The sequence below is a fragment of the Variovorax sp. V118 genome, from assembly GCF_041154445.1.
Taxonomy (GTDB): Bacteria; Pseudomonadota; Gammaproteobacteria; order Burkholderiales; family Burkholderiaceae_C; genus Variovorax; species Variovorax boronicumulans.
In genome coordinates, this window is sequence record NZ_AP028663.1 from 3454528 (window position 1) to 3478422 (window position 23895).

Annotated in this window: 28 protein-coding genes; 12 read left to right on the forward strand and 16 right to left on the reverse strand. The window is 68.2% G+C overall.

Going from position 1 to position 23895, the window contains the following annotated elements:
• Window positions 1-44 precede the first annotated feature (44 nt).
• From ACAM52_RS16000 to coaBC, 4 genes are all read right to left on the reverse strand, one after another.
• Window positions 45-545 (reverse strand): hypothetical protein, encoded by a 501-nt coding sequence (locus ACAM52_RS16000; RefSeq protein WP_369647613.1) that lies wholly within the window; start codon window positions 543-545, stop codon window positions 45-47.
• Between the two features lie 189 nt (window positions 546-734).
• Window positions 735-1181 (reverse strand): dUTP diphosphatase, encoded by a 447-nt coding sequence (dut, locus tag ACAM52_RS16005; protein WP_369647614.1) that lies wholly within the window; start codon window positions 1179-1181, stop codon window positions 735-737.
• Window positions 1182-1197: 16 nt separating this feature from the next.
• Window positions 1198-1638, reverse strand: coding sequence for a hypothetical protein (locus ACAM52_RS16010; protein WP_369647615.1), 441 nt, complete (start codon window positions 1636-1638; stop codon window positions 1198-1200).
• Window positions 1638-2861, reverse strand: coding sequence for a bifunctional phosphopantothenoylcysteine decarboxylase/phosphopantothenate--cysteine ligase CoaBC (gene coaBC, locus ACAM52_RS16015; RefSeq protein WP_369647616.1), 1224 nt, complete (start codon window positions 2859-2861; stop codon window positions 1638-1640). The genes ACAM52_RS16010 and coaBC overlap by 1 nt, the downstream gene beginning before the upstream one ends.
• 124 nt (window positions 2862-2985) lie before the next feature.
• Between coaBC and ACAM52_RS16020 the strand changes: the two genes are divergently transcribed.
• Genes ACAM52_RS16020 through ACAM52_RS16055 form a run of 8 tightly spaced genes read left to right on the forward strand, consistent with a single transcriptional unit; the run spans window position 2986 to window position 9795 of the window.
• A complete protein-coding gene (locus tag ACAM52_RS16020; RefSeq protein ID WP_070059524.1) occupies window positions 2986-4668 on the forward strand; it encodes a CTP synthase in 1683 nt (560 codons plus the stop codon).
• Window positions 4665-5522, forward strand: a complete 858-nt coding sequence (gene kdsA / locus ACAM52_RS16025; protein WP_369647617.1) for a 3-deoxy-8-phosphooctulonate synthase — start codon at window positions 4665-4667, stop codon at window positions 5520-5522. Before ACAM52_RS16020 ends, kdsA begins: the two co-directional genes overlap by 4 nt.
• On the forward strand, window positions 5519-5809 hold the full coding sequence (locus tag ACAM52_RS16030) for a DUF1330 domain-containing protein (RefSeq protein WP_062474654.1): 291 nt from the start codon (window positions 5519-5521) through the stop codon (window positions 5807-5809). Before kdsA ends, ACAM52_RS16030 begins: the two co-directional genes overlap by 4 nt.
• A gap of 52 nt (window positions 5810-5861) precedes the next feature.
• On the forward strand, window positions 5862-7145 hold the full coding sequence (gene eno / locus ACAM52_RS16035; RefSeq protein ID WP_062474653.1) for a phosphopyruvate hydratase: 1284 nt from the start codon (window positions 5862-5864) through the stop codon (window positions 7143-7145).
• A 15-nt stretch (window positions 7146-7160) separates the two neighbouring features.
• A complete protein-coding gene (ftsB, locus tag ACAM52_RS16040; protein WP_070059525.1) occupies window positions 7161-7439 on the forward strand; it encodes a cell division protein FtsB in 279 nt (92 codons plus the stop codon).
• A 22-nt stretch (window positions 7440-7461) separates the two neighbouring features.
• Window positions 7462-8094: a nicotinamide riboside transporter PnuC gene (gene pnuC / locus ACAM52_RS16045; protein ID WP_095744744.1), complete on the forward strand. Its 633-nt coding sequence runs from the start codon at window positions 7462-7464 to the stop codon at window positions 8092-8094.
• Window positions 8091-8768, forward strand: coding sequence for an AAA family ATPase (locus ACAM52_RS16050; protein ID WP_369647741.1), 678 nt, complete (start codon window positions 8091-8093; stop codon window positions 8766-8768). Before pnuC ends, ACAM52_RS16050 begins: the two co-directional genes overlap by 4 nt.
• A 52-nt stretch (window positions 8769-8820) precedes the next feature.
• On the forward strand, window positions 8821-9795 hold the full coding sequence (locus ACAM52_RS16055) for a hypothetical protein (RefSeq protein ID WP_369647618.1): 975 nt from the start codon (window positions 8821-8823) through the stop codon (window positions 9793-9795).
• A 9-nt stretch (window positions 9796-9804) separates the two neighbouring features.
• Here the strand turns inward: ACAM52_RS16055 and ACAM52_RS16060 are convergent, their stop codons facing one another.
• Window positions 9805-10680: a helix-turn-helix domain-containing protein gene (locus tag ACAM52_RS16060; protein ID WP_369647619.1), complete on the reverse strand. Its 876-nt coding sequence runs from the start codon at window positions 10678-10680 to the stop codon at window positions 9805-9807.
• Between the two features lie 106 nt (window positions 10681-10786).
• On the opposite strand from ACAM52_RS16060, the gene ACAM52_RS16065 reads away from it, so the two are divergent.
• Both ACAM52_RS16065 and ACAM52_RS16070 read left to right on the forward strand, forming a co-directional pair.
• Complete coding sequence (locus tag ACAM52_RS16065) at window positions 10787-11566, forward strand: SDR family oxidoreductase (RefSeq protein ID WP_369647620.1); 780 nt, start codon at window positions 10787-10789, stop codon at window positions 11564-11566.
• Between the two features lie 25 nt (window positions 11567-11591).
• Entirely contained in the window at window positions 11592-12467 is an 876-nt protein-coding gene (locus ACAM52_RS16070) for an NAD(P)-dependent oxidoreductase (RefSeq protein WP_369647621.1), read from the forward strand.
• Window positions 12468-12479: 12 nt separating this feature from the next.
• Here ACAM52_RS16070 and ACAM52_RS16075 read toward each other — a convergent pair whose 3' ends face one another.
• Together ACAM52_RS16075 and ACAM52_RS16080 are read right to left on the reverse strand one after the other, a co-directional pair.
• Window positions 12480-13478 carry an Hsp33 family molecular chaperone HslO gene (locus ACAM52_RS16075; protein ID WP_070059530.1) on the reverse strand — a complete coding sequence of 333 codons (999 nt, stop codon included), beginning with the start codon at window positions 13476-13478 and terminating at the stop codon, window positions 12480-12482.
• A 31-nt stretch (window positions 13479-13509) separates the two neighbouring features.
• Window positions 13510-14034, reverse strand: a complete 525-nt coding sequence (locus ACAM52_RS16080) for a gamma carbonic anhydrase family protein (protein ID WP_070059531.1) — start codon at window positions 14032-14034, stop codon at window positions 13510-13512.
• Window positions 14035-14073: 39 nt separating this feature from the next.
• Here ACAM52_RS16080 and ACAM52_RS16085 point away from each other — a divergent pair, with 39 nt between their 5' ends.
• Both ACAM52_RS16085 and ACAM52_RS16090 read left to right on the forward strand, forming a co-directional pair.
• A complete protein-coding gene (locus tag ACAM52_RS16085) occupies window positions 14074-14886 on the forward strand; it encodes a ferritin-like domain-containing protein (protein ID WP_070059532.1) in 813 nt (270 codons plus the stop codon).
• Complete coding sequence (locus ACAM52_RS16090) at window positions 14883-15563, forward strand: pentapeptide repeat-containing protein (RefSeq protein WP_095947291.1); 681 nt, start codon at window positions 14883-14885, stop codon at window positions 15561-15563. Before ACAM52_RS16085 ends, ACAM52_RS16090 begins: the two co-directional genes overlap by 4 nt.
• A gap of 12 nt (window positions 15564-15575) precedes the next feature.
• Here ACAM52_RS16090 and ACAM52_RS16095 read toward each other — a convergent pair whose 3' ends face one another.
• The 9 genes from ACAM52_RS16095 to phnD all read right to left on the reverse strand — a co-directional run bounded on the left by ACAM52_RS16095 (window position 15576) and on the right by phnD (window position 23641).
• Window positions 15576-16028 (reverse strand): MaoC family dehydratase, encoded by a 453-nt coding sequence (locus tag ACAM52_RS16095; RefSeq protein WP_369647622.1) that lies wholly within the window; start codon window positions 16026-16028, stop codon window positions 15576-15578.
• 39 nt (window positions 16029-16067) lie between these two features.
• Window positions 16068-17201: an acetyl-CoA C-acyltransferase gene (locus tag ACAM52_RS16100; protein ID WP_369647623.1), complete on the reverse strand. Its 1134-nt coding sequence runs from the start codon at window positions 17199-17201 to the stop codon at window positions 16068-16070.
• A 94-nt stretch (window positions 17202-17295) separates the two neighbouring features.
• The gene (locus ACAM52_RS16105; RefSeq protein ID WP_095947288.1) at window positions 17296-17877 is read right to left on the reverse strand and encodes a TetR/AcrR family transcriptional regulator; all 582 of its coding nucleotides are present in this window, start codon (window positions 17875-17877) and stop codon (window positions 17296-17298) included.
• A gap of 45 nt (window positions 17878-17922) precedes the next feature.
• Entirely contained in the window at window positions 17923-18915 is a 993-nt protein-coding gene (locus ACAM52_RS16110; RefSeq protein ID WP_369647742.1) for a Bug family tripartite tricarboxylate transporter substrate binding protein, read from the reverse strand.
• Between the two features lie 44 nt (window positions 18916-18959).
• Entirely contained in the window at window positions 18960-19928 is a 969-nt protein-coding gene (locus tag ACAM52_RS16115) for a Bug family tripartite tricarboxylate transporter substrate binding protein (protein ID WP_369647624.1), read from the reverse strand.
• A gap of 74 nt (window positions 19929-20002) precedes the next feature.
• Complete coding sequence (psrA, locus tag ACAM52_RS16120) at window positions 20003-21106, reverse strand: iron-containing alcohol dehydrogenase PsrA (RefSeq protein ID WP_369647625.1); 1104 nt, start codon at window positions 21104-21106, stop codon at window positions 20003-20005.
• A gap of 62 nt (window positions 21107-21168) precedes the next feature.
• Entirely contained in the window at window positions 21169-21987 is an 819-nt protein-coding gene (gene phnE / locus ACAM52_RS16125; protein ID WP_369647626.1) for a phosphonate ABC transporter, permease protein PhnE, read from the reverse strand.
• Window positions 21984-22841: a phosphonate ABC transporter ATP-binding protein gene (gene phnC / locus ACAM52_RS16130; protein ID WP_159272477.1), complete on the reverse strand. Its 858-nt coding sequence runs from the start codon at window positions 22839-22841 to the stop codon at window positions 21984-21986. The genes phnE and phnC overlap by 4 nt, the downstream gene beginning before the upstream one ends.
• Window positions 22838-23641 (reverse strand): phosphonate ABC transporter substrate-binding protein, encoded by an 804-nt coding sequence (gene phnD / locus ACAM52_RS16135; protein ID WP_369647743.1) that lies wholly within the window; start codon window positions 23639-23641, stop codon window positions 22838-22840. The genes phnC and phnD overlap by 4 nt, the downstream gene beginning before the upstream one ends.
• Window positions 23642-23895: the final 254 nt, after the last annotated feature.

Below are 23895 nucleotides of genomic sequence, written 5' to 3' on the forward strand. Positions count from 1 at the left end.
CCGGGCAGTGCCCGGCTTTTTTCTTTGCGCGCGCGGCCGACCGCTTACATGCGCGAGATGTGCCCGTTGTCGATGCGCACGCGGTCGCCGATGCGCAGGTCGCCCGGGTTTTGCACGTCGAAGGCACGGTAGCCGCCCCGGTCGGTCTGCACCGAGACGCGGTAGCTTTCGTAGGCACGCGGGCCGTTCTGCTGGGCCTCGATGGTGTTGCCCAGCAAGGCGCCGCCCACGAGGCCGAGCGCAGTGGCTGCGGCACGGCCGTTGCCGCGTCCGAACTGGTTGCCCACCACGCCGCCGATGAGACCGCCCGCGATGGCACCGCCACCCGTGGTGCCGACGCCTGCGGTTTCGCTGCGCAGTACCTCGATGTTGGCCACGTGGCCGTACTCGACGTAGGCGGCTTCCTGGTACTGGATCGCCCGCGGCGGGGCCTGGTAGGGGTAGCGCGAGGTCTGGTAGACCGGGGCCGGCGCGACACAGGCCGTGAGCGTGGCCAGTGCGAGCACGGACGCGGTGACGGAAATGAAGCGCGTTGAGATGTTCATGAAAGAGGCTCCTCGAAGAAAACAGCACGCGCCCGGACGGGCTGCATGCCTGCCTGTGTCTAACGCCTCAGCCGAAGCCGCGATGACGAAAGACACACGCTGAAACCTTCGAGACGAACCACGCGCCGGCGGTTCCGTTCTTTACGCCTTGGATACTCAGGTGCCCTTCAGCTTTGTCGGGGCAAAGGCTCAGTGCTTGCCGGTCGAACCGTAGCCGCCCTCGCCGCGTTGCGAGGCCTCGAACTCGGCGACCACGCGAAACTGCGCCTGCACCACCGGCACGATCATCAGCTGCGCGAGCCGCTCCATCGGCTGCAGCACGAAGGGCGTGTTGCTGCGGTTCCAGGCGCTGACCTTCAGCTCGCCCTGGTAGTCGCTGTCGATCAGGCCGACGAGGTTGCCCAGCACGATGCCGTGCTTGTGGCCCAGGCCCGAGCGCGGCAGGATCAGCGCGGCATAGGCCGGATCGGCCAGGTGGATCGCAATGCCGGTGCCCACCAGTTGCCAGGCATTGGGTTCGAGCGTGACCGGGGCATCGAGGCAGGCCCGCAGGTCGAGGCCGGCGCTTCCGGGGGTGGCATACGCGGGCAATTGATCCACCATGCGCGGATCGAGGATTCGGACGTCTACTTTCACTGACTTGCTGCCTTGTTTATTTCTGTTGCTGTTCTTTTTGCCTGCGGGCGGCCTCTTCGAGCACCTGCTGCCACTTGGCGACCCCGGGCCTCAGGCTGAGTCCCTTGAGAAAACGCTTGCCGAACCAGGCCGCCGCGGCGGCGCCCAGGACGAGCACGGAGAGCGGCACGCCGATGGCCCACAGCACCAGGAACACCATCGCCCCCATGCCGGCCAGCACCTTGAGCGTGCCCGGGGGGATGGCCTTGCTGCCGTCAGCCTTCGCGGCCTCGCCACCCGGCGATTCGCGCCGCGTGGCGACGGTGCCCTGCGCACCGGGCGAAGGCGTCATGCCGACGTCCAGCCCGTGCTCGGACTCCTTGCCCGGGACGCGGGCGGACTGGCCGGCCCGCGCCGACAGCTGCTCCACGTAGCGGGCGAAGTCGCCGTTGGGCGGTGTGTTGGATTCGGTGTTCATCAGGCCCTCCAATCGGGAAGTCGCGCTGCAATCTCCGTCATCAACTCGCGCGCTAGCCGGAGCTTGGGCGCGCGAGGCAGCTCGCGCACGCCCTTCGCATCCACGAGCAGTAGCGCGTTGTCGTCCTGCCCGAAGGTCAGCGGGCCGATGTTGCCCACCAGCAGCGGAATGCCCTTGCGTTCGCGCTTGGCCTTGGCGTGCTCGGCGAGGTTCTCGCTCTCGGCGGCGAAGCCCACACAGAACAGCTTCTTGGCCTGCGCGCGTTCGCTCTTGGCCACCGTGAGCAGGATGTCGGGGTTCTCGACGAAGTGCAGCACCGGCGTCTGGCCGCTGCCGTCCTTCTTGATCTTCTGGTCGCTGTGCGTGGCGGGGCGCCAGTCGGCCACGGCGGCCGTCGCTACAAAAATGCTAGCAGCCTGCGCAGCGCGGGTGGTGGCTTCGAGCATCTCCTGCGCCGACAGCACGTCGATGCGGCTCACGCCGCGCGGCGTCGGCAGGTGTACCGGACCGGCCACCAGCGTGACCTCGGCACCGGCCTCGCGCGCCGCGCGGGCGATGGCAAAGCCCATCTTGCCGGACGAATGGTTGGTGATGCCGCGGATCGGGTCCAGCGCCTCGAAGGTCGGGCCGGCCGTGACCAGCACCTTCTGCCCTGCCAGCAGCTTGGGCTGGAAGAAGGCCGTGATGTCCTCGAGCAGCTGCGCCGGTTCGAGCATGCGCCCGTCGCCGGTTTCGCCGCAGGCCTGCCAGCCGCTGCCCACGCCCAGCACGGTCGCGCCGTCGGCCGACACCTGCATCAGGTTGCGCTGCGTGGCCGGATGGGCCCACATCTCGCGGTTCATGGCGGGGGCGATCAACAGCGGCACGCGGTCGGTCGGACGCGCCAGGCACAGCAGGCTCAGCAGCTCGTCGGAGCGGCCCTGCACCAGCCGCGCGATGAAATCGGCACTGCAGGGCGCCAGCACGATCGCGTCGGCCTCGCGGCTCAAGTTGATGTGCGGCATGTTGTTGGGCTCGCGGGCGTCCCACTGCGAGGTGTAGACGGTGCGCCCCGAGAGCGCCTGCATGGTGACCGGCGTCATGAACTGCTCGGCCGCCTCGGTCATCACGACCTGGACGGTGGCGCCCGCCTTCACGAGCAGGCGGCACAGCTCGGCCGATTTGTAGCAGGCGATGCCCCCTGTGAGTCCGAGGACGATGTGTTTGCCGGCGAGATCTTGCATGGGACATATTGTTGCTCACATACCGACAAGATCAGGAATGGGATGGCCTTCGGCCGTGGAGGCACAAAGGGGACACCTATAATCGCAATTTCCCACTGCCCGGATTCACGCGTCCGGAACTGGCATGACCAAATTTGTCTTCGTCACCGGTGGTGTCGTATCTTCCCTTGGCAAGGGAATCGCCTCCGCCTCGCTCGCCGCGATCCTCGAATCGCGCGGCCTCCAAGTCACCCTCATCAAGCTCGATCCGTACATCAATGTCGACCCCGGCACGATGTCACCGTTCCAGCATGGCGAAGTGTTCGTCACCGATGACGGCGCCGAGACCGACCTCGATCTCGGCCACTACGAGCGCTTCATCAACACGCGGATGCGCAAGGCCAACAACTTCACGACCGGCCAGATCTACAAGACCGTGCTCGAGAAGGAACGCCGCGGCGACTACCTCGGCAAGACCGTCCAGGTCATTCCGCACATCACCAACGAGATCCAGGAATACATCAAGCGCGGCGCCGGCATCGGCACGGCGCACGAGGTGGACGTGGCCATCGTCGAAATCGGCGGCACCGTGGGCGACATCGAGTCGCTGCCCTTCCTGGAAGCCGTGCGCCAGATGAGCCTGCGCATGGGCCCGAACAACTCGGCCTTCGTGCACCTCTCCTACGTGCCCTGGATCGCCGCCGCCGGCGAGCTCAAGACCAAGCCCACGCAGCACACCGCCAAGGAACTGCGCGCCATCGGCATCCAGGCCGACGCCCTGCTGTGCCGCGCCGACCGCCCGATCCCCGACGACGAGCGCGCCAAGATTTCGCTGTTCTCGAACGTGCCCGAATGGGGCGTGATCTCCATGTGGGACGTGGACACCATCTACAAGGTGCCCCGCATGCTGCACGAGCAGGGCCTCGATGGCCTGATCTGCGACAAGCTGCGCATCAACACCCCGCCGGCCAAGCTCACGCGCTGGGACGAGCTGGTGTACGAGGTCGAGCATCCGCAACAGGAAGTGTCGATTGCCATGGTTGGCAAGTACGTCGACCTGTCGGACAGCTACAAGTCGCTCAACGAGGCGCTGCGCCACGCCGGCATGAAGAACCATGCGCGCGTGAAGATCGACTACATCGACTCCGAGACCATCTCGGCGCAAGACGTGTCGCGCCTGGCCAAGTACGACGCCATCCTGGTGCCCGGCGGCTTCGGCCAGCGCGGCGTGGAAGGCAAGATCTCGGCCGCCCGCTTCGCCCGCGAATCGAAGGTGCCCTACCTGGGCATCTGCCTGGGCATGCAGGTCGCCACCATCGAGTACGCCCGCCACGTGGCCGGCCTGAAGAACGCCAACAGCACCGAGTTCGACCCGGAAACGCCCACCCCCGTGATCGCGCTGATCACCGAGTGGAAGGACCGCGACGGCACCGTGAAGACGCGCGACGAGAAGTCCGACCTCGGCGGCACCATGCGCCTGGGCGCGCAAAGCTCCGACGTCTCGCCGGGCACGCTGGCGCACAGCATCTACGGCGACGTGGTCACCGAGCGCCATCGCCACCGCTACGAAGCCAACGTCAACTACCTGGACGAGCTGCGCAACGCCGGCCTCGTGATCTCGGCGCTCACGCAGCGCGAGCACCTGACCGAAATCGTCGAGCTGCCACAGAACGTGCACCCGTGGTTCATGGGCGTGCAGTTCCACCCCGAGTTCAAGTCAACGCCGTGGGGCGGCCATCCGTTGTTCAACGCCTTCATCAAGGCAGCGCTCGACCACAAGGACAAGGGCGCGGGCAGCACGAACAAGACGCTCAAGGCAGTGGCATGAAGCTTTGCGGATTCGACATCGGGCTGGACCAGCCTTTCTTCCTGATCGCCGGCCCGTGCGTGGTCGAATCCGAGCAGCTGCAGGTGGACACGGCCGGCACGTTGAAGGAAATCACGGCGTCGCTGGGCATCCCGTTCATCTTCAAGAGCAGTTTCGACAAGGCCAACCGTTCCTCGGGCACGAGCTTTCGCGGCCCGGGTCGCGACAAGGGCCTCGAGATCCTGGCCAAGGTGAAGCGCGAACTCGGCCTGCCCGTGCTGACCGACGTGCACACCCACGAAGACATCGCCGAGGCCGCCAAGGTGGTCGACGTGCTGCAGACGCCCGCCTTCCTGTGCCGCCAGACCGACTTCATCCACGCCGCGGCGCAGTCGGGCAAGCCGGTGAACATCAAGAAGGGCCAGTTCCTCGCGCCGCACGACATGAAGAACGTGATCGACAAGGCCCGCGCTGCCGCCAAGGAAGCCGGCCTCGACGAAGACAGCTTCATGGCCTGCGAACGCGGCGCCAGCTTCGGCTACAACAACCTCGTCTCGGACATGCGTTCGCTCGCGATCATGCGCGAGACGAAAGCGCCCGTGGTGTTCGACGCCACCCACTCGGTGCAGCTGCCCGGCGGCCAGGGCACGAGCTCGGGCGGCCAGCGCGAGATGGTGCCGGTGCTCTCGCGCGCGGCCGTGGCCGTGGGCGTGGCCGGTCTCTTCATGGAGACCCACCCCGACCCCAACAAAGCCCTGAGCGACGGCCCCAACGCCGTGCCGCTCAAGCACATGAAGGCCCTGCTTGAGACGCTCGTCGCGCTCGACCGGGTCACCAAGAAAAACGCTTTCCTCGAGGACAGTTTTCAAGCATGAGCAGCGGTTACGTCATTGCCCACGTCGAGGTCACGAATCCGACGCAGTACGAGGAATACAAGAAGTGGTCGAGCGTCGCGATGCAGGCGCACGGCGCCGAAGTCTGCGTGCGCGGCGGCCAGGTGCAGCCGCTCGAAGGCGACTGGAAGCCCACCCGCGTCGTCGTGCTCAAATTCCCCAGCTTCGAGAAGGCCAAGGCCTTCTACGAGACGCCCGAATACCTGAAGGCGCGTGAAGCGCGTGCCGGCGCCGCCATCATGAACATGATCGCGGTCGAAGGCCTTTGATTCCGTTTTTTGCCAGTCCACTCCACCAAGAGACCCAGAGAAAGAGATAGAGATGAGTGCAATCGTTGACATCGTCGGCCGCGAAATTCTCGACAGCCGAGGCAACCCCACCGTCGAGTGCGACGTGCTGCTCGAGTCGGGCACCATGGGCCGTGCGGCCGTGCCCTCGGGCGCTTCGACCGGTTCGCGCGAGGCCATCGAGCTGCGCGACGGCGACAAGAGCCGCTACCTCGGCAAGGGCGTGCTGAAGGCCGTCGAGAACATCAACACCGAGATCTCGGAAGCCGTGCTGGGCCTGGACGCCAGCGAACAGGCCTTCCTCGATCGCACGATGATCGACCTGGACGGCACCGACAACAAGGCCCGCCTGGGCGCCAACGCCACCCTCGCCGTCTCGATGGCCGTGGCCCGCGCCGCGGCCGAAGAGTCGGGCCTGCCGCTGTACCGCTACTTCGGCGGCATGGGCGGCATGCAGCTGCCGGTGCCGATGATGAACGTCATCAACGGCGGCGCGCACGCCAACAACAGCCTCGATCTGCAAGAGTTCATGATCATCCCCGTGGGCGCCAAGAGCTTCCGCGAGGCCGTGCGCTACGGCGCCGAAGTGTTCCACGCCCTGAAGAAGATCCTGGGCGACCGCGGCATCAGCACCGCCGTGGGCGACGAAGGCGGCTTCGCCCCCAGCGTCGAGAGCCACGAAGCGGCCATCCAGCTGATCCTGGAAGCCATCGACAAGGCCGGCTACACCGCCGGCGAACAGATCGCCCTGGGCCTGGACTGCGCGGCCAGCGAGTTCTACAAGGACGGCAAGTACGTGCTGTCGGGCGAAAACCTGTCGCTCACGGCCGAAAGCTGGACCGACATGCTCGCCACCTGGGTCGACAAGTACCCGATCATCAGCATCGAAGACGGCATGCACGAAGGCGACTGGGACGGCTGGAAGCACCTGACCGAACGCCTGGGCAAGCGTGTGCAGCTGGTGGGCGACGACCTGTTCGTCACCAACACCAAGATCCTGCAAGAAGGCATCGACAAGGGCATCGCCAACTCGATCCTGATCAAGATCAACCAGATCGGCACGCTGACCGAGACCTTCGCCGCCATCGAGATGGCCAAGCGCGCGGGCTACACGGCCGTCATTTCGCACCGTTCGGGCGAAACCGAAGACAGCACCATCGCCGACATCGCCGTGGGCACCAACGCCGGCCAGATCAAGACCGGCTCGCTGTCGCGTTCGGACCGCATCGCCAAGTACAACCAGCTGCTGCGCATCGAAGAAGACCTCGGCGACATCGCCGTCTACCCGGGCCGCGGCGCGTTCTACAACCTCAAGTAGCGCCTCGCAGCCTGCATGCGCGCGCGCTTCGTCCCTCCTCTCATCCTGGTGCTGCTGCTGGTCATCCTGCAGTGGCAGCTGTGGAACGGGCGCGGCAGCGTGCGCGAGGTCGCCCAGCTGAGGACCCAGCTGGCCGACCAGAAGGACGCCAACGCCAAGGCCGCCCTCAACAACGAGCGGCTCGCGTCCGAAGTCAATGACCTGAAAGACGGCCTCGAGATGGTCGAGGAACGCGCGCGCGCGGAACTCGGCATGGTCAAACCGAACGAAGTCTTCGTGCAGATCGCGCACTGACCCTTTCCTTCGCTGCTTCTCGATGCCAGAGCTTCTCTCGGCCTCCGCCTTTGCGCTGTGGGGTTCTCCCGTCACCTGGCTCGAACTTGTCGCCGCCGTGCTTGCGCTCGCGATGGTCGGCTGCAACATGCGCGAGATCCACTGGGGCTGGCCGCTGGCGATCGTCAGCTCGCTGCTCTACGTGGTGGTGTTCGCCAACGCACGCATCTACGGCGACGCCTCCCTTCAAGTTTTCTTTGCCTTCGTCGCCCTGTGGGGCTGGGCGCAATGGCTGCGCGGCTTTCGCGCCGACGGCAGCGCCTTGCGGGTCAGCCGGCTGTCGCCGCGCGGTACCGCGTACGCCCTCCTGGCCTGCGCCATTGCGTGGCCCGTGGTCGCCCTCTTCCTGCGTCGCTTCACCAACACCGATGTGCCCTGGTGGGACGGCTTTGTCACCGGCCTGAGCCTGGTCGGCCAATTTCTGCTCGGGCGCAAGTTCATCGAGAACTGGCTCGTGTGGCTGGCCGTGAACGTGGTCAGCGTGGGCCTGTTCATCCACAAGGGCCTGTGGCTCACGACAGCGCTGTACGCGGTGTTCGCCGTGCTCAGCGTGGCCGGCTTCCTGGCATGGCAGCGACGCCTGCCGAAGGCCACGACGAAGGCGGTGCCGGCATGACGCCGAACCTGCCGACCGGCTGCGTCATCGCGCTCGTGGGCGCCGAGAGCACGGGCAAGACCGAGCTTTCGCGCGCCATCGCGCAGCGCCTGCAAGACCGCGGCACGCCCGTCACGCTGGTGGGCGAGTACCTGCGCGAATGGTGCGATCGCGAGGGCCGCACGCCCCGCCCCGACGAGCAGCAGGCCATCGCCGACGAACAGAGGCGCCGCATCGACGCCGCTGCCGCCACCGGCGTGGTGGTGGCCGACACCACGGCACTCATGACAGCGGTCTACAGCGAGCAGCTGTTCGCCGACACCTCGCTGTACGACAGCGCGCTGGCCGCACAGCGGCGCTACGCCATCACGCTGCTCACCGCGCTCGACCTGCCCTGGGTGGCCGACGACATGCGCGACGGCCCGCATGCGCGCCAGCCAACCGACACGCTGGTGCGCGCGGCGCTCACGCGCGCCGGGCTCTCGTATGCGGTGGTGCACGGCAACGGCGGCGAACGGCTGGCGAACGCCTGGAACGCGATCAACACCATCGCCGGCAACGAAGGCCGTGCCCGCACGCGCACCCGCCGCGACGCCAAGCCCGCCTCGTGGACATGGCCTTGCGAGAAGTGTTCCGACCCGGAATGCGAACATAAGCTCTTCAGCGACCTGATGGCGCGCCGCGACCCGCCCTGAGCCTTCCGGTTCTTGCGCATTCGCGCGCCCTCTCCCCCTCACCGGAGACCCGATGCCCGTTTCGATTGCTGCGCGCCGCGCTCCCGCCGCCGCCTTCCTCGCCCTGCTGCTGGCCAGCGGTGCCACTTCTGCAGCCCCCGTTGCCGCCGCCGTCGAGAACGCCACCACCCCCACGGCCTGCGCCGAGGAAGACAACGTGTCGATGGTGCTGCGCGGCGACGGCATCCGCAAAATGCGCATCGAAGCGCTGCAGCCGAGCTACCTCGGCACCATCGGCAACGACGTCACCGCGCCCGATTTTTCGGGCTGCAATTTCGACGGCGGCGCGCACCCCACCGACCCGGCGCACCGCTTCAAGCAACGCACCGTCGTGCTGCTCGACAACGCGCAGTGGCGCATCGTCGGCATGACGCTGCCGACCTTCTGGCGGCCGGCGCGCGTGCCGGTGCAGGTCGGCGCGCGCCACGACCGCGGCTTTCACCTGCTGCAGGTGTTCAAGAAGGAGAACGGCAAGGCGCTCGAGGCCATCGTGCTCTACCCGTCCGACGGCTACTGGCGCCTCAAGCCGCTGCCTGAGGCGCGCTTCGGCGACGGCGTGTACGGCTCGTCGTTCCTGCTCGGCCCGGTCGTGCAGGCCGGGCGACCGGTGGTGGACATCGCGTCGATCCGCGTCGTGCCGAAACCGCTGGCCATCCACCTGCGCTTCGCCGACGGCGGCAGCGCTGTGGCGCGCGTGACCGAGATCAGCCGCACCCGCACTGCACTCGACGTGACGCTCTCCCAACCCACATCGAGTGCGAAGCAGCCCTTCGCGGTGCTGCGCTCGATGTACGTGGCGCCCGACAACGCCGACATGAGCGAGGTGCGCTGGCAGGCCTCGCCGAAGGCGGCCGAGCAGGCGTTGCCGCTGCCCGAAGTGAAGACGCTGAACGCCACGCAGGTGCGCTTCGGCCGCAGCCTGCCCTCCAAGCACAACACGAGCGCGCCCGACATCGCATTCGGCGGCTTCGACGACGAAGCGCGCTGACCACCAGCCTCAGGCCGCGCGCCGCACCTCGCCGGGCGTGAGGCCCAGCACGCGGCGCATGCAGCGCGCCATGTGGCTCTGGTGCGAGAAGCCGCTCTCGAGCGCCACGAGGCTCGCGGGCATCTCGCTGTTCAGCAGCAGGCTGCGCGCGCGGTCGACGCGGCGGTGCACCACGTAGGCATGCACCGCCTGGCCGGTCGAGCGCTTGAACTGCGTCTTCAGGTGCGAGGCGCTCAGGCCCGCGACCTCGGCCAGCGCGGCCAGCGACAGGTCGCCGTCCAGGTGCGCCTCGATGAACTCCGTGACGCGTTTCAGCTGCAGCCGCGTCAGCCCCTGTGCGGGTGACGGCGCCACCTGCGGGCCGGCCGCGATCAGCTGCACCGCGAGCGCGGTGCCGAGGCTGTCGGTGTAGAGCCGGCCATTGGGAAAGCCCGCGCGGCGCTCGGCGTCGAGTGCCCAGGCGATGTGCTCGATCTGCGGGTTGCGGAACTGGTGGCGCTCGCCGAGCACCGCGCGCTCGGCCGGCAGGCCCATCTCGTCGGCCGTGCGCACGAGCAGCGCGGGCGCCATGCGCACCACCACCGAAGTGCTCGGCGATTCCTCGTACCAGATGTCGGTGCTGCCGGCCGGCAGGATGTCGAGGTCGCCGCGCGTGTAGAGAAAGCGGTGAAACTGGCAGGCGCCCGCCACCGGCGCGCCGGCGTGCAGCTTGAGGCGGTGATCGGGCAGCGCCTCGTAGCCGACCACGCCGCCGGGGGTCTGGCGCACGTCGACGCGCAGGCTGTCGGTGGCGGGCGGCGCGACGAAGCTGTCGGCCGACAGCGCCACCTCGGACGCCGCACCACCGTGCCCATGCAGATCGGTGTCCAGATCGGTATCGCTCATCGAAACATTATGGGCCGCGCGCGGCCTGCTTGCCGTCGACCGTTTGTGCTCCCCCACGGCTGAACGTGCGCGACCGAAAGCCGTGCGATCCGGATCATCGACGGCCATGAACACCACACCCCACACTCCCTACGCAGGCAAGAAAGCCGTCATCACCGGCGGCACCCTCGGCATGGGCCTGGCCACCGCGCAGGCGCTGCTCGACGGCGGCGCCGACGTGCTCGTGACCGGCCGCAACCCGCAGAACCTGGAGGCCGCGCGCCGCGTGCTCGGCCCGCGCGCGCACGTACTTCCATCCGATACAGCTTCGCTGACCGACATCGATGCACTGGCCGCCACGGTGCGCGAGCGCTTCGGCCGCATCGACCTGCTGCACATCAACGCGGGCATCTCGTCGCTCGAGCCCTTCGAGCAGGTGACCGAGGCCGGCTACGACCGCGCCTTCGCCGTCAACACCAAGGGCCCGTTCTTCACCGTGCAGCGCCTGGCGCCGCTGATGCCGGCGGGCAGCGCCATCGTCTTCACCTCGTCCATCGCGGACGAAGGCGGCATGCACGGCATGAGCGTCTACAGCGCCACCAAGGCCGCATTGCGCTCGATGGCCTCGGGCTTCGCGGCGGAACTCGTGACGCGCGGCATCCGCGTGAACGTGGTGAGCCCCGGCTTCATCGACACGCCCACGCTCGGCGTGACCGATGCGAGCGCCGAAGAACGCGCCGAGTTCATGCGCCTGGGCGACCAGATCACGCCGATGCGGCGCCACGGCACCTCGGCCGAAGTGGCGCGCGCAGTGCTGTTCTTCGCCTTCGAGGCGACCTTCACGACGGGCGCTCGGCTCACCGTCGACGGCGGGCTGGGCCAGGGCCTGACGCCGGCTGCTGCCTGATCCGATCTCTCACCAAGGACCTCACATGACCGACGTTTCCCTCATCGGCCTCGGCCCCATGGGCATCGCCCTCGCGCGCGCCCTTCAAGCATCGAAGTTCACGCTGACGGTGTGGAACCGCACCGCCGAGCGCGCGAAGCCTCTGTTGAACCAGGGCACGGTGCTCGCACCGACGGCCCTGGCCGCCGTGCAGGCCAGCCCCGTGGTGCTGATCTGCGTGGCCGACTACCCGGCGTCGCGCGCCATCCTCGCCGCGCCCGGCGTTCACGACGCGCTGCGCGGCAAGGTGCTGGTGCAGCTGAGCACCGGCACGCCGCAGGACGCGCGCGACGACTGGGCCGCGCTCAGCGGCGTGGCGTATCTCGACGGCGCCCTGCTCGCCACGCCGGGCCAGATCGGCCGGCCCGACACGCCGCTCTTCATCTCCGGCGAGGCACGCGCCCTCGCCGCCTGCCGGCCGCTGCTCGAAGCCATCGCCGGCAACATCCAGCACATGGGCGAGCCGATCGGCAACGCTGCGGCCTGGGACCTGGCCACGCTCTCGTGCATGTTCGGAGCGATGAGCGGCTTCTTCCACGGCGTGCGCATCTGCGAAGCCGAAGGGCTGCCGGTGGACGGGTTCTCTCAGATGATCGGCGCGATCTCGCCGGTGCTCGGCGAAATGATCCAGGCCGAGGGCGAGGCCATCCACGCCGGCCAGTACGGCGAGCCCGAGAGTTCGATGGCCACCTGCGCGGGCTCGGGCCGGCTGTTCGTGAAGCAGGCGCGCGAGGCGCAGCTCGATGCGAGCTTTCCGGATTTCCTGAAGGGGCAGTTCGACCGCGCGCTGGGCGCGGGCCTGGGTAACGAGCGCCTGGCCGCGATGGTCAAGGTGCTGCGGCAACCGCTGCAGCCCGCTTGAGCCGCGTCGCGCCTACTGAACGACCGGGCTGCCCGGCAGCTGGTCGCCCAGCGGCTTGAACAGCTGCGCGGTGTCGACCGCGTCGAAGCGGTACTGCTTGCCGCAGAAGTCGCAGCCGACCTCGATGTCGCCGCGCTCGGCCAGGATTTCCTCGGCCTCTTCCACGCCGAGCCCGCGGATCATCTGCGCCACGCGCTCGCGGCCGCAAGTGCAGGCGAAGTGCGGACCCAAAAGGCCCGCCTGCGGTTCGAAGCGCAGCAGCTTCTCTTCCCAGAACAGGCGGCGCAGGATGGTCTCGACGTCGAGCGTGAGCAGTTCGTCGCGCGTGAGGCTCGACGCCAGGATCGAGATGCGGTTGTATTCCTCGTTGCGGCCGATCTGGTCCTGGTGCGCCTCGTCGTGCACCTGCTGCGAGGTGCCTTCGAGGTTGCCCTCGCCCTTGATGGGCAGGCGCTGGATCAGCAGGCCGGCCGCCACCTTGTCGTCGGCGGCGAGCACCAGCGTGGTGTCGAGCTGTTCGCTTTGCAGCATGTAGTGCTGCAGCACGTCGCTGAGCTTGCCCAGCTTCTGGCCGTCGTCGCCGAACAGCGGCACGACGCCCTGGTACGGCGTGGTGCCGGGCAGCTTGTCTTTCGGGTCGAGCGTGATGGCGCAGCGGCCCTTGTTGTTCACGTTGACCATGTCAGGCAGGCGCGCGTCGGCCGGCAGGTCGCCGATCACCTTGGCAGTGGCACGCAGGCTCAGGTCGGGCTTGGCCTCGGCCACGGCCACCTTCACGGGGCCGTCGCCGAAGATCTGCAGGATGAGTGCGCCGTTGAACTTGATGTTGGCCTGCATCAGCGTGGCCGCGGCCGTCATCTCGCCCAGCAGCTCGGCCACGGGCGGCGGATAGGCGCCGGTGGCGGTGTTGGAGGCGCGCCGCGCAAGAATCTCCTGCCACGCATCCGTCAGGCGCACGATCATGCCGCGCACCGGCAGGCCATCGAACAGGAATTTGTGCAGCTCGCTCAAAACGGAATCTTTCTCTCTGTGCCTGCGCGGGTCAGGCGATTTTTTTCAGGCCCTTCGCGAAGCGATGGGCGTTTTCTACATAGTGCTCGGCGCTTTGCCGCAGCTTGGCGGCGGCGGCATCGTCGAGCGTGCGCACCACCTTGGCGGGCGAGCCGATGATGAGGGAGTTGTCGGGAAACTCCTTGCCCTCGGTCACGACGCTGCCGGCGCCAACGATCGAATTGCGGCCGATCTTGGCGTTATTCAAGACCACCGCCTGGATGCCGATCAGCGAGTTGTCGCCGATGGTGCAGCCGTGCAGCATCACCTGGTGCCCCACCGTCACGTTGTCGCCGATGGTCAGCGGGCAGCCGATGTCGGCGTGCAGCACCGACAGGTCCTGGATGTTGCTGTTGCGCCCGATGGTCAGCACCTCGGTGTCGCCGCGCAGCACGGCGCCGAACCAGACGCTCGCGTTCTCGGCCAGTTCGACATTGCCCATGACCTGGGCGCTGTCCGCGACCCATGCGCCTTCGCCAAGGCGCGGTGCAATGCCATCCAATTCGTAAATCGCCATCGTGGTTGTCTCCGGAGGGGCAAAACTAGAATTGTAGGGATGCACCCCCGATTGAGCGCGCTGGCCGCGCTGCGCCTGACAGACCCCGACGACAAGGTGGCCGCCACGCGCGCCACGGCTGCACAGGCAGCTACTGTTTCCATAGCACTCGAGCCCCTGCGCACGCCCGGCGACGACGATGGCGTGCCCGGCCGCCCCGAGCGCCCGCTGCGCGTGGCCGCCACCGCCGTGCAGAAGCGTTCGCCCTTCACGCCCGAAGGCCGCGCCGCGCTGATCCATTCGATCTGCCACATCGAGTTCAACGCGATCAACCTCGCGCTGGACGCCGTGTGGCGCTACGACGGCATGCCCGAGGCCTACTACCGCGACTGGCTGCGCGTGGCCGACGAGGAGGCGCAGCACTTCACGCTGCTGCACACGCACCTGCAGGCCATGGGTTGGCGCTACGGCGACTTTCCGGGCCATGACGGCCTGTGGAACATGTGCGAGAAGACCAAGGACGACGTGCTCGCGCGCATGGCGCTGGTGCCGCGCACGCTCGAGGCGCGCGGACTCGACGCCACGCCGCTGATCCAGTCCAAGCTCAAGCGCGTGAACACGCCCGACGCGCTGCGTGCCGTGGAAATCCTCGACATCATCCTGCGCGACGAAGTGGGCCACGTGGCCATCGGCAACCACTGGTACCGCTGGCTGTGCGAGCGCGCCGGGCTCGACGCCGAAGCCAACTACCCGGCCCTGGTGGCGCGCTACGACGCGCCGCGCCACAAGCCGCCTTTCAACCTCGAAGCACGCGGCCGGGCGGGCTTCAGCCCCGCAGAGCTGCGCGCGCTGACCGACTCCCGCCCCGAATGACCGAAGTGATTTCCGACCAGACCTGGTCACGCGCCGAGCTGCAGGCCTGCCTGCAGGGCCGCGACACGCCGCCGCATTTCGAACGCTGCCATTTCGACGAGGCCGACCTGTCCCGCCTCGATCTGCGCGGCGCACAGTTCACGCTGTGCAGCTTCGCCGAAACCTCGTTCGACCGCGCCCAGCTGGCGGACACGCGCTGGGTTGGCTGCCGCGCGCGCCAGGCCGACTTCGGCCTGGCCGACCTCACGAACGCGCGCTTCCAGGACTGCGACCTCAACAACACGCAGTGGGCGCGTGCCAAGCTGGCCTCGGCGCTCTTCACGGGCGTGAAGCTCACGGGCGCGCACTTCGGCGAGGTGTCGGCGCTGGGCGTCGTGTTCAAGGATTCGCTGCTGGTCGACGCGCACCTGCGCGGCCTGTCGTTCCGCAAGCAGACGCTCGCGCAGCTCGACCTGTCGGAGGCCGACCTCTCGGGCTGCGATTTCCGCGAGGCCATCTTCGAAGGCGGCAGCCTGCGCAACGCGCACCTGAAGCTCGCGCGCTTCGAAGGTGCCGACCTGCGCGACGTGGACCTGGGCGGCCTGCGGCTGGCCAACGCCGCGCCGTTCAAGGGCGCGACCATCTCCCACCGCCAGGCCGCCGCGCTGGTCGAGGAACTGGGCCTGCGCGTCGTCTGAGCCGCCCGAGGATCAGGACGTCGCGGTGCGGCTGTGCACCACGAGCTTCGGCGTGAAGTACTGAAGCACCTCGCCGCGCTGGTTGCGCGTCTGGCAGCGCATCGAGACCATCGCGCGGCCGGGCTTGGAGCGCGAGGGCGTGATGTCGACCACCTCGCTCAGCACATGCAGCACGTCGCCGGGCCGCGTCGGCTTGGGCCATTGCAGTTCGCCGCCCGAGCCGATGATGCCGTCGGCCAGCGGGATGCCGCTGTCGACCAGCAGCTTCATCGTGAGCGCCGCCGTGTGCCAGCCGCTCGCGGCCAGTCCGCCGAAGAAGGTGTTCTTGGCGGCCTCTTCGTCGGTGTGGAAGGGCTGCGGGTCGAACTGCTGCGCGAAGGCCTTGATCTGCGCCGCGTCGAGCAGGTGTTCGCCGCTCTGGAAACGGTCGCCGACCTTCAGGTCTTCGAGATACAGCTTGTCCATGGAAGTCTCCTTGTTGCGTTGCCCGTCATTCTCGGGCGATCAGACGCGCTCGAGGATGGTGGCGATGCCCTGCCCGCCGCCGATGCATTGCGTGGCGAGCGCATAGCGGCCGTTCTCGCGCGCCAGCAGCGCCGCCGCCTTGCCCGTGATGCGCGCACCGGTCGCGCCCAGCGGGTGGCCGATGGCCAGGCCGCCGCCGTCGAGGTTGACGGTGGCCGGGTCGAGCCCGAGGTCGCGGATGCAGGCCAGCGCCTGCGACGAGAAGGCTTCGTTGATCTCGACCACGTCGAGGTCGGCCACGCTCAGGCCCGCACGTGCGAGCGCCTTGCGCGTGGCGGGAATCGGTCCGATGCCCATGACGGCCGGGTCGACGCCCACGGTCGCGAACGAACGGATGCGCGCCAGCGGCTTCAGGCCGTGCTTGGCGGCGAAGGCGTCGCTGGTGACCAGCACCACGGCCGCACCGTCGGTCAGCGGCGACGACGTGCCGGCCGTGACCACGCCGTCGGGTCGGAACGCGGGCTTGAGGTTGGCCAGCGCCTCGGCCGAGGTCGAGGGGCGGATGCAGCCGTCGGCATCGACCACCTCGCCGGAGGCCAGGCGCACCGGCACGATCTCGCCGGCCAGCCGGCCCTGCGCGCGCGCCTCGGTCGCCTTGCGATGCGATTCGACGGCCAGCGCTTCCTGGTCGGCGCGGCTCACATTCCAGCGCTGCGCGACGTTCTCGGCCGTCTCGCCCATCGAGATGTAGGCATCGCTGTTCGCCAGCAACTCGGGGCTGGGCGAAAAGTTGAAGCCGCCCTGCGGCACCATCGTCATCGACTCCACGCCCACGCACAGGAAAGCCTCGCCCATGCCAGCCTCGATCTGCGCGGCGGCGATGTGCACCGCCTGCATCGACGAGCCGCAGAAGCGGTTCACCGTCATGCCGCCCACCTCGTGCGGCAGCCCGGCCAGCAGGCCGACGATGCGCGCGAGGTTGTTGCCCTGCGACGCCTCGGGGTAGGCGCAGCCCAGGATGATGTCTTCGAGCAGCGCCGGGTCGAGGTCGGTGCGCTGCAGCAGGCCCTGCACCACGCCGGCGGCGAGCGTGTCGGGACGCACCTCGGCCAGCGCGCCCTTCTTCGCGAAGTGGAACGGGGAACGGGCGTAGGCGGAAATCACGGCTTTCATGGGAACACTCCTTGGAGAAAAACTACCTTCCAATCGGTAGGCTTCGGGGTTCAAAAAAAGGCACGTCCGGCGTGCCCGTGGTGAAACGGATCGGTCAGTCCAGCGGCAGCGCGCGCCGCAGTTGGGCGATGGCGTCGTCGAAGTCTTCGACACGGCCCGTCATGCGCGACGCGAGCAGCGCGCCCTGGCACGACGAAAACACGAAGGCCGCGAGCGAGGCCACGGGGTTGTCTTTCTGCGCCTGCGCCGGCACCAGTGCGCCGAGCACGCCGGTGAGCCACATCACCTGCGTGTTGCGCAGGGCCTGCACGGCCTGGCGCAGGTCTTCGTTGATGCAGTCCCAGCCCGGCGCCAGCGCGCCCGCGGGGCACAGGCCCGAGCCGGCCTTCAGCGTGTTGCGGTACATGCGGAAATAGGATTCGAGGGCATCCTTGGGCTCGCGCGCGCGCGCCGCCACCCAGTCCTTGAAGCCCTGCGTGGCACCCTGGATCACCGCGATGCCCAGCGCTTCCTTGGTCGGAAAGTGGTGGTAGAGGCTGGCCTTGCGCACGCCCACCGCGTTGGCCACGTCCTGGAAGCTGAAGCCCAGGTACGAACGGGTTTCGATGAGCCCACGCGCCACCGCGAGGATCTGATCGCGGGTGCCGCCGGGGGCCAGGGTGGAAGCGTCGTGCATCTACCTACTATAAGGTAGGGAATCTCACCCCTGCAAGCGCCGGGGTCAATCGGCCTTGATGCCCGCGGCCTTCACGATGCGGCCGTTGCTCTCGAACTCGCTGGCGATTTCCTTGGCGAAGGCGGCCGGCGTGCCCGGGGCGGGCACGTTGTCGGTGGCCGTGAGCTTGGCGCGCAGCTCGGGGCTGGCGAGCGCCTTGTTGATCTCGGCGTTGTACTTCGCGACCAGCGCCGCCGGCGTGCCCGCGGGCGCGAACACGCCGAACAGCGAATGGATGTTGGCCGCGCTGTAGCCCAGCTCGGCCAACGTGGGCACCTGCGGCAGACTCTCGAGCCGCGCGGGCGCGCCCGCCGCCAGCGGGCGCAGCTTGCCCGACTGGATGTGCGCCGAGAGCGTCGGGCTGGCGTTGGTCGACAGGATTTCGAACTGCCCGCTCAGCGCATCGTTGAGCTGCTGGCCGCCGCCCTTGTACGGCACGTGCGTGATGTCCACGCCGGCCGTCGCGCGCACCTGCTCGAGCACGATGTGGCCGAGCGAGGCCGGCCCCGACGTGGCCCAGCGCACCGCGCCGGGCTGCACCTTGGCTTCGGCGATCAGCGCACGAAAGTCCTTCGCCTTGCTGGCGGGCGTGGCCACCAACAGCACGGGCGAATACATCACGCTGGCCACCGGCACGATGTCCTTCAGCGGGTCGAACGGCAGCTTGCCCAGGTGCGGGCTCAGCACCAGCGGGCTGATGGCCGAGAAGCCCAGCGTCGCGCCGTCGGGCGCGGCCTTGGCCACGGCGTCCATGCCGATGGCGCCGCTCGCACCCGCGCGGTTGTCGACGATCACCGTGGTGCCCAGCTGCGCGGCGAGCCGGTCGCCGAGCGCGCGCGCGACCACGTCGCTCACGCCGCCCGCCGGGTAGGCCACGATGAGCCGCACCGTGCGCGGCACGGCCTGCGCATGCGCGCCGCTGGCCGCGCACAGCGCCGCGGCGGCGAGCAGCCGGGTCGTGGTGCGGCGCGAAGGCTTGGAGGCGGCGAGGAAGTTCATGGTGTCGATGAAAGGCATGCGTCGAGGAGAAGAAGAAAGATCGATCAGTCCAGCTGCAGCTTGCGCTCGCGGATCAGCCTGGACCACTTCTCATTGTCCGCCTTGACGAAAGCCGCAAAGGCCGCCGGACCGAGCGGATGCACCTCGGCGCCGGCCGTCGCGAACTTGGCCTTGATCTCGGGCGTCGCCAGTGCTTTCGCGAGTTCACCCGACAGGCGATCGACCACCTCCTTGGGCATGTTGGCGGGGCCCACCAGGCCCTGGAAGCCGACCGCCTCCATGCCCGCGAAGCCCATCTCCTTCACGGTCGGCACGTCGGGCAGTTGCGGGTCGCGCACCGGCCCCGTCACGGCCAGCGCCTTGAGCTTGCCGCCCTTCACCTGCGGCAGCAGCACGCTGCCCGCGTCGATGAGGATCTGCGTCTGCCCGCCGAGCAGGTCCTGCACCGCCGGCGCGCTGCCCTTGTACGGCACGTGCGTCATGTCCAGACCCGTCACCTGGTTCATGAGCTCGCCGTTCAGGTGCGTCGAGGTGCCGTTGCCGCCCGAGGCGAAGTTGACCTTGCCGGGCTGGCCCTTGGCCCACGCCACGAACTCCTTGAGGTTCTTCGCCGGATGGTCGGGCCGCGTCACCGCGATGTAGCTGCCCTGGCTGATCTGGCCGATGTAGGTGAACTGCTTGATGGGGTCGTACGGCGGCTTGCTCTGCAGGTACGGCGCGATGGCGAAGGGGCCGGTGTTGGCCAGCAGCAGCGTGTAGCCGTCGGCCGGCTGGCGCGTGAGCTCGGTGGCCGCGATCATGCCGCTCGCACCCGGCTTGTAGTCGACCACCAGTTGCTGCTTGAGCGCCTCCTGCAGCGGCACCTGCACCGTGCGCGCTGCGAAGTCGATGCCGCCGCCGGGCGGGTAGCCGACGATCAGGCGGATGGGCTTGGCGGTGGGAAAGCCCTGGGCGATGGCGAGGCCGGCGGTCGTGGCCAGTGCGAGGCCGGTGCAGAGTCTGCGAAGGTTCATGGATGTCTCTGGATCTCTCTTGAAGGGGAGCGTCCATTTTGAAACATCCCGGGCCCTCGCGGCCCCTGCGCAGCTCAGGCTTCCTGCACCTGCACGTCGTTGCCGATGAAGTTGCGCCCGCGCGCCCCACCCTGCGCGTGGCGCAGCATCTCGCGCGCCTCGTCCTCGCCCACGCCGTAGTCGGCGAAGCGCGTCTTCACGCCCAGCGATTCGATGAAGGCCGCGAGCTGCGCCGGCGCGTCGGCCAGCGGCATGCGCAGCGCCTGCGCCAGCACCGCGTCGCGGTCGGGCCGCCGGCCGATGGCGCGCGCCAGCACCATCGGCAGCGGGAACGAACAGGCGATGCCGTGCGGCAGGCCGTAGCGCAGCGTCATCTCGTAGGAGATGGAATGCGCGAGCGCGGTCTTGGTGTTGGAGAACGCCATGCCCGCCTTCAGCGCTGCGAGCGCCATGCGCCCGCGCAACTCAACGTCGTCGAGCCGCGCCATGAGCTGCGGCAGCACCTCCAGCGTGTCCTGCACAGCTGCGACTGCGAAGGTGTCGGACAGCGGATTGGCGTTGACGTTCCAGATGGCTTCGAGCGCATGCGACAGCGCATCGAGCCCGCTCTGCAGCGTGACCGCCGCCGGCAGCGACAGCATCAGCTCGGGGTCGATGACCGCATAGGTCGGCCAGGTCTGCGGCAAATGCAGCGAGTACTTCTTCTGCCGCTCGCGGTCCCAGATGGTGGCCCACGGTGTGACCTCGCTGCCGGTGCCGGCCGTGGTGGGCACGGCGATGAGCGTCTTGTGGCGCGTGGCCACGAAGGGCCGCTCGCCCGCGAGCCCAGCCACCAGGTCCGCAAAGCGCCCGTGCTCGTCGGCCACCATCAGCGCCTTCGCCGTGTCGATGGCGCTGCCGCCGCCGACCGCGACGATCACCTCGACGTCGGCGTGCGTGCGCCAGAACCATTCGTAGGTCTCGGCCAGTTCCGCCACGTCGGGGTTAGGCCGCGTCTGGTCGAGCGTGCAGGCCAGCGCGTCGCCGAGTACCGACGCCAGCCGGTCCAGCAGGCCCAGCGCGCGCGCCTCGGGAAAGGTCACCAGCGCGGCGCGCCGGCCTTCGAGCAGCTTCGGCAGGGACAGCAGGGCCCCTGCCCCGTACACGCTGTGCACGGGGTTGTGGTAGTTGGCGCTCATGGGGAAGTGGCTTCAGGAGGCGGCGAACGCCGCGGGGAGAGACGCTGGGAGAGAGCGGGCCATCAGCGCGCGCCCTGCTGGATCCAGCCGCGCAGCCGGGTCGAGAGGTAGTCGGCCGTCATGACCATCACGACGATCACCAGGATGCAGGTCGCCGTGTCCTGGTACTGGAACAGCTTCATGCTGCCCACGAGCTCGAAGCCGATGCCGCCCGCGCCCACCATGCCCAGCACGGTGGCCTGGCGCAGGTTGGTCTCGAAGCGGTAGACGATCACGCCGATCCACGCGGTGACCACCTGCGGAATGACGCCGAAGATGATGGTCTGGATCGGCCCGGCACCGGTGGCGCGCAGCGCCTCGAGCGGCCCTTGGTCGATCTCCTCGATCGACTCGGCGAAGAACTTGCCGAGCATGCCCGCGCCATGCAGCGCCAGCGCCAGCACGCCGGGGAACGGACCGAGGCCGACGGCCGCCACGAAGATCAGCGCCAGGATGATCTCGTTGATGCCGCGCGTGATGTTCAGCACCTGCCGCATCGCGTGGAACACGGCGACGTTCGGCGAGATGTTGCGCGCCGCGAAGAAGCACAGCGGCACCGCAAGAATCACCGCCAGCAGCGTGCCCCACAGCGCGATCTGCACGGTCTCGATGGCCGGCTTCACGAGCTTGCCCATGAACTCCCAGTTGGGTGGCAGCATGCGCCCGAGAAAGTCGGCGATCCAGGGCATGCCCTTGCCGAGTTCGCTGAAGCTCACCTGGCTGCCGATGGCCGCCCACCAGAGCACGCCGATGCCGGCGAGCACGGCCACGGCGTATTTCCACCAGCCGGGGTTGCCGGCGCTTCGGGCGATCAGCAGGTTGTAGCGTCCGAGGGCGATCATGATTGCTCCATGGCGAGTTGCGGGGCGGTGCGCACCGGCGCCGCATGAAGGGCCGCAGCGGGCACGCTCGGTGTTGCGGTGTCAGGCTCTGCGCCCGCAGCGGCGGCGTCGGTGCCCTCTTCCACGCCGCCCGGATAGATGAGGTGCAGCACCTCGTCGGTCAGCTCGTCGGGCCGGCCTTCGAACACGATGCGTCCGGCCGCCACGCCGATCACGCGCTGCGCGAACTCGCGCGCGTAGTCGACCTGGTGCAGGTTGCAGATCACCGTGATGCCGTCCTGCCGGCTGGCCTGCTTCAGGTAGTTGAGCACCTTGCGCGAAGTCTTCGGGTCGAGGCTGGCCACGGGCTCGTCGGCCAGGATCACCTTGGGCTTTTGCGCCAGTGCGCGGGCAATGCCCACGCGCTGCTTCTGTCCGCCCGAGAGCGTGTCGGTGCGCAGGTCGGCCTTGGGGTCGAGCTCGACGCGGCGCAGGCATTCGCGGGCGATGGCGATGTCCTTCGCGGGGAACACCTGAAACCACGACAACAGCGCAGGCATGGAACCCAGCCGCCCCGTCAGCACGTTCTTGAGCACCGACAGGCGCGGCACCACGTTGTAGTGCTGGAAAATCATCGCGACGTCACGGCGCACCTTGCGCAGGCCGGCGCGGTCGCCGCGCGAGCGCTCGCCGTCCACGTGGATCTCGCCTTCGCTCGGCTCGGCCAGGTGGTTGATGCAACGCAGCAGCGTCGACTTGCCTGCGCCCGATGCGCCGAGGATGACGACGAACTCGCCCTTGGCCACCGTGAGGTCCACACGATGGAGTGCGGTGAAGTCGCCGTAGCGCTTGCACAGCCCGCGGATTTCGATCATTTCATCTTCCTCAGGTCGAGGTTCAGCACCTTGGCCGTGTCGCGGATGATGTTGTAGGCCGCGTCGTTGGTCGGATGGAACCCGTTGAGCAGGCCCTGGTCGGACCAGGGGATGTCCTTCACCTGCAGGAAGGCGGCCTGCACGCGCGTCTTCAGGTCGGCGGGCAGGTCCTTGCGCCACACGGTGGGCGACTCGGGGATCGGGTCCGACTTCCAGACCTCGACCAGGTCCTCGCGCTTGACCAGGCCCTTGGACACCGCAGCGTCGAGGATGCGGTCGGCGATGGCCGCGGCATCGACCTTCTTGTTCTGCACCGCGATCGCGCTCGAGTCGTGCGAGCCCGAGAAGATCACGCGGCCGAAATCCTTGTCGGGGTTGAAGCCCGCCTTCAGCAGGCCGGCCTTGGGAAACAGATGGCCCGAGGTGGAACTCGGATCGACGAAGGCGAAGGTCTTGCCCTTGAGGTCGGCCACCTTCTTGATGCCGGTGTCCTTGTGGGTCACGATCTGGCTGTGGTACGAGGTGCGCCCGGCCTTCTTGGTCTCGGCCACCGCGAAGGCCTCGATGTCGGCCACCGTGGTGCCCAGCACATACGAGAAGGGGCCGAGGTAGGCCACGTCGAGCCGCTTGGAACGCAGCGCCTCGATCACGCCGTTGTAGTCGGCCGCCACGAAGGGCTTGACCGCGAAACCGAGGGCCTTGGACAGCATGTCCATCATGGCCTGGCTGTTGGCAATCATGGCGCGCGAGTCCTCGGAAGGAATCAGCCCGACAGTGAGAACCTGCTGTGCCCGTGCCATCGGCACGAAGGCGGACGCTGTCACGGCGGCAGTGCCGAGCAGCAGCTTTCTACGCTTCATCATGGTTGTCTCCAGTGGTCTGCGTTGCATGGAATCCTCAGGTCATTTCGAAGGGCAAAAGTACCCGTCTCGAGTCTTCCAGTCGTGCGTGTCATGGTCATGACAACGTGAGGATTCGGGACGTCCGGCGTGTTTCTTTCGAGGCCTGGTCCGTCTTGAGCGCGAGTACATCACTGGTACTCATATCGATCAAA

Coding starts and splice junctions, on each gene's coding strand:
- ACAM52_RS16000 (WP_369647613.1), bottom strand. CDS start 545: ATGAACATCTCAACGCGCTTCATTTCCGTCACCGCGTCCGTGCTCGCA.
- ACAM52_RS16010 (WP_369647615.1), bottom strand. CDS start 1,638: ATGAACACCGAATCCAACACACCGCCCAACGGCGACTTCGCCCGCTAC.
- coaBC (WP_369647616.1), bottom strand. CDS start 2,861: ATGCAAGATCTCGCCGGCAAACACATCGTCCTCGGACTCACAGGGGGC.
- ACAM52_RS16020 (WP_070059524.1), top strand. CDS start 2,986: ATGACCAAATTTGTCTTCGTCACCGGTGGTGTCGTATCTTCCCTTGGC.
- kdsA (WP_369647617.1), top strand. CDS start 4,665: ATGAAGCTTTGCGGATTCGACATCGGGCTGGACCAGCCTTTCTTCCTG.
- ACAM52_RS16030 (WP_062474654.1), top strand. CDS start 5,519: ATGAGCAGCGGTTACGTCATTGCCCACGTCGAGGTCACGAATCCGACG.
- eno (WP_062474653.1), top strand. CDS start 5,862: ATGAGTGCAATCGTTGACATCGTCGGCCGCGAAATTCTCGACAGCCGA.
- ftsB (WP_070059525.1), top strand. CDS start 7,161: ATGCGCGCGCGCTTCGTCCCTCCTCTCATCCTGGTGCTGCTGCTGGTC.
- pnuC (WP_095744744.1), top strand. CDS start 7,462: ATGCCAGAGCTTCTCTCGGCCTCCGCCTTTGCGCTGTGGGGTTCTCCC.
- ACAM52_RS16050 (WP_369647741.1), top strand. CDS start 8,091: ATGACGCCGAACCTGCCGACCGGCTGCGTCATCGCGCTCGTGGGCGCC.
- ACAM52_RS16055 (WP_369647618.1), top strand. CDS start 8,821: ATGCCCGTTTCGATTGCTGCGCGCCGCGCTCCCGCCGCCGCCTTCCTC.
- ACAM52_RS16060 (WP_369647619.1), bottom strand. CDS start 10,680: ATGAGCGATACCGATCTGGACACCGATCTGCATGGGCACGGTGGTGCG.
- ACAM52_RS16065 (WP_369647620.1), top strand. CDS start 10,787: ATGAACACCACACCCCACACTCCCTACGCAGGCAAGAAAGCCGTCATC.
- ACAM52_RS16070 (WP_369647621.1), top strand. CDS start 11,592: ATGACCGACGTTTCCCTCATCGGCCTCGGCCCCATGGGCATCGCCCTC.
- ACAM52_RS16080 (WP_070059531.1), bottom strand. CDS start 14,034: ATGGCGATTTACGAATTGGATGGCATTGCACCGCGCCTTGGCGAAGGC.
- ACAM52_RS16085 (WP_070059532.1), top strand. CDS start 14,074: ATGCACCCCCGATTGAGCGCGCTGGCCGCGCTGCGCCTGACAGACCCC.
- ACAM52_RS16090 (WP_095947291.1), top strand. CDS start 14,883: ATGACCGAAGTGATTTCCGACCAGACCTGGTCACGCGCCGAGCTGCAG.
- ACAM52_RS16095 (WP_369647622.1), bottom strand. CDS start 16,028: ATGGACAAGCTGTATCTCGAAGACCTGAAGGTCGGCGACCGTTTCCAG.
- ACAM52_RS16100 (WP_369647623.1), bottom strand. CDS start 17,201: ATGAAAGCCGTGATTTCCGCCTACGCCCGTTCCCCGTTCCACTTCGCG.
- ACAM52_RS16105 (WP_095947288.1), bottom strand. CDS start 17,877: ATGCACGACGCTTCCACCCTGGCCCCCGGCGGCACCCGCGATCAGATC.
- ACAM52_RS16110 (WP_369647742.1), bottom strand. CDS start 18,915: ATGAACTTCCTCGCCGCCTCCAAGCCTTCGCGCCGCACCACGACCCGG.
- ACAM52_RS16115 (WP_369647624.1), bottom strand. CDS start 19,928: ATGAACCTTCGCAGACTCTGCACCGGCCTCGCACTGGCCACGACCGCC.
- psrA (WP_369647625.1), bottom strand. CDS start 21,106: ATGAGCGCCAACTACCACAACCCCGTGCACAGCGTGTACGGGGCAGGG.
- phnE (WP_369647626.1), bottom strand. CDS start 21,987: ATGATCGCCCTCGGACGCTACAACCTGCTGATCGCCCGAAGCGCCGGC.
- phnC (WP_159272477.1), bottom strand. CDS start 22,841: ATGATCGAAATCCGCGGGCTGTGCAAGCGCTACGGCGACTTCACCGCA.
- phnD (WP_369647743.1), bottom strand. CDS start 23,641: ATGGCACGGGCACAGCAGGTTCTCACTGTCGGGCTGATTCCTTCCGAG.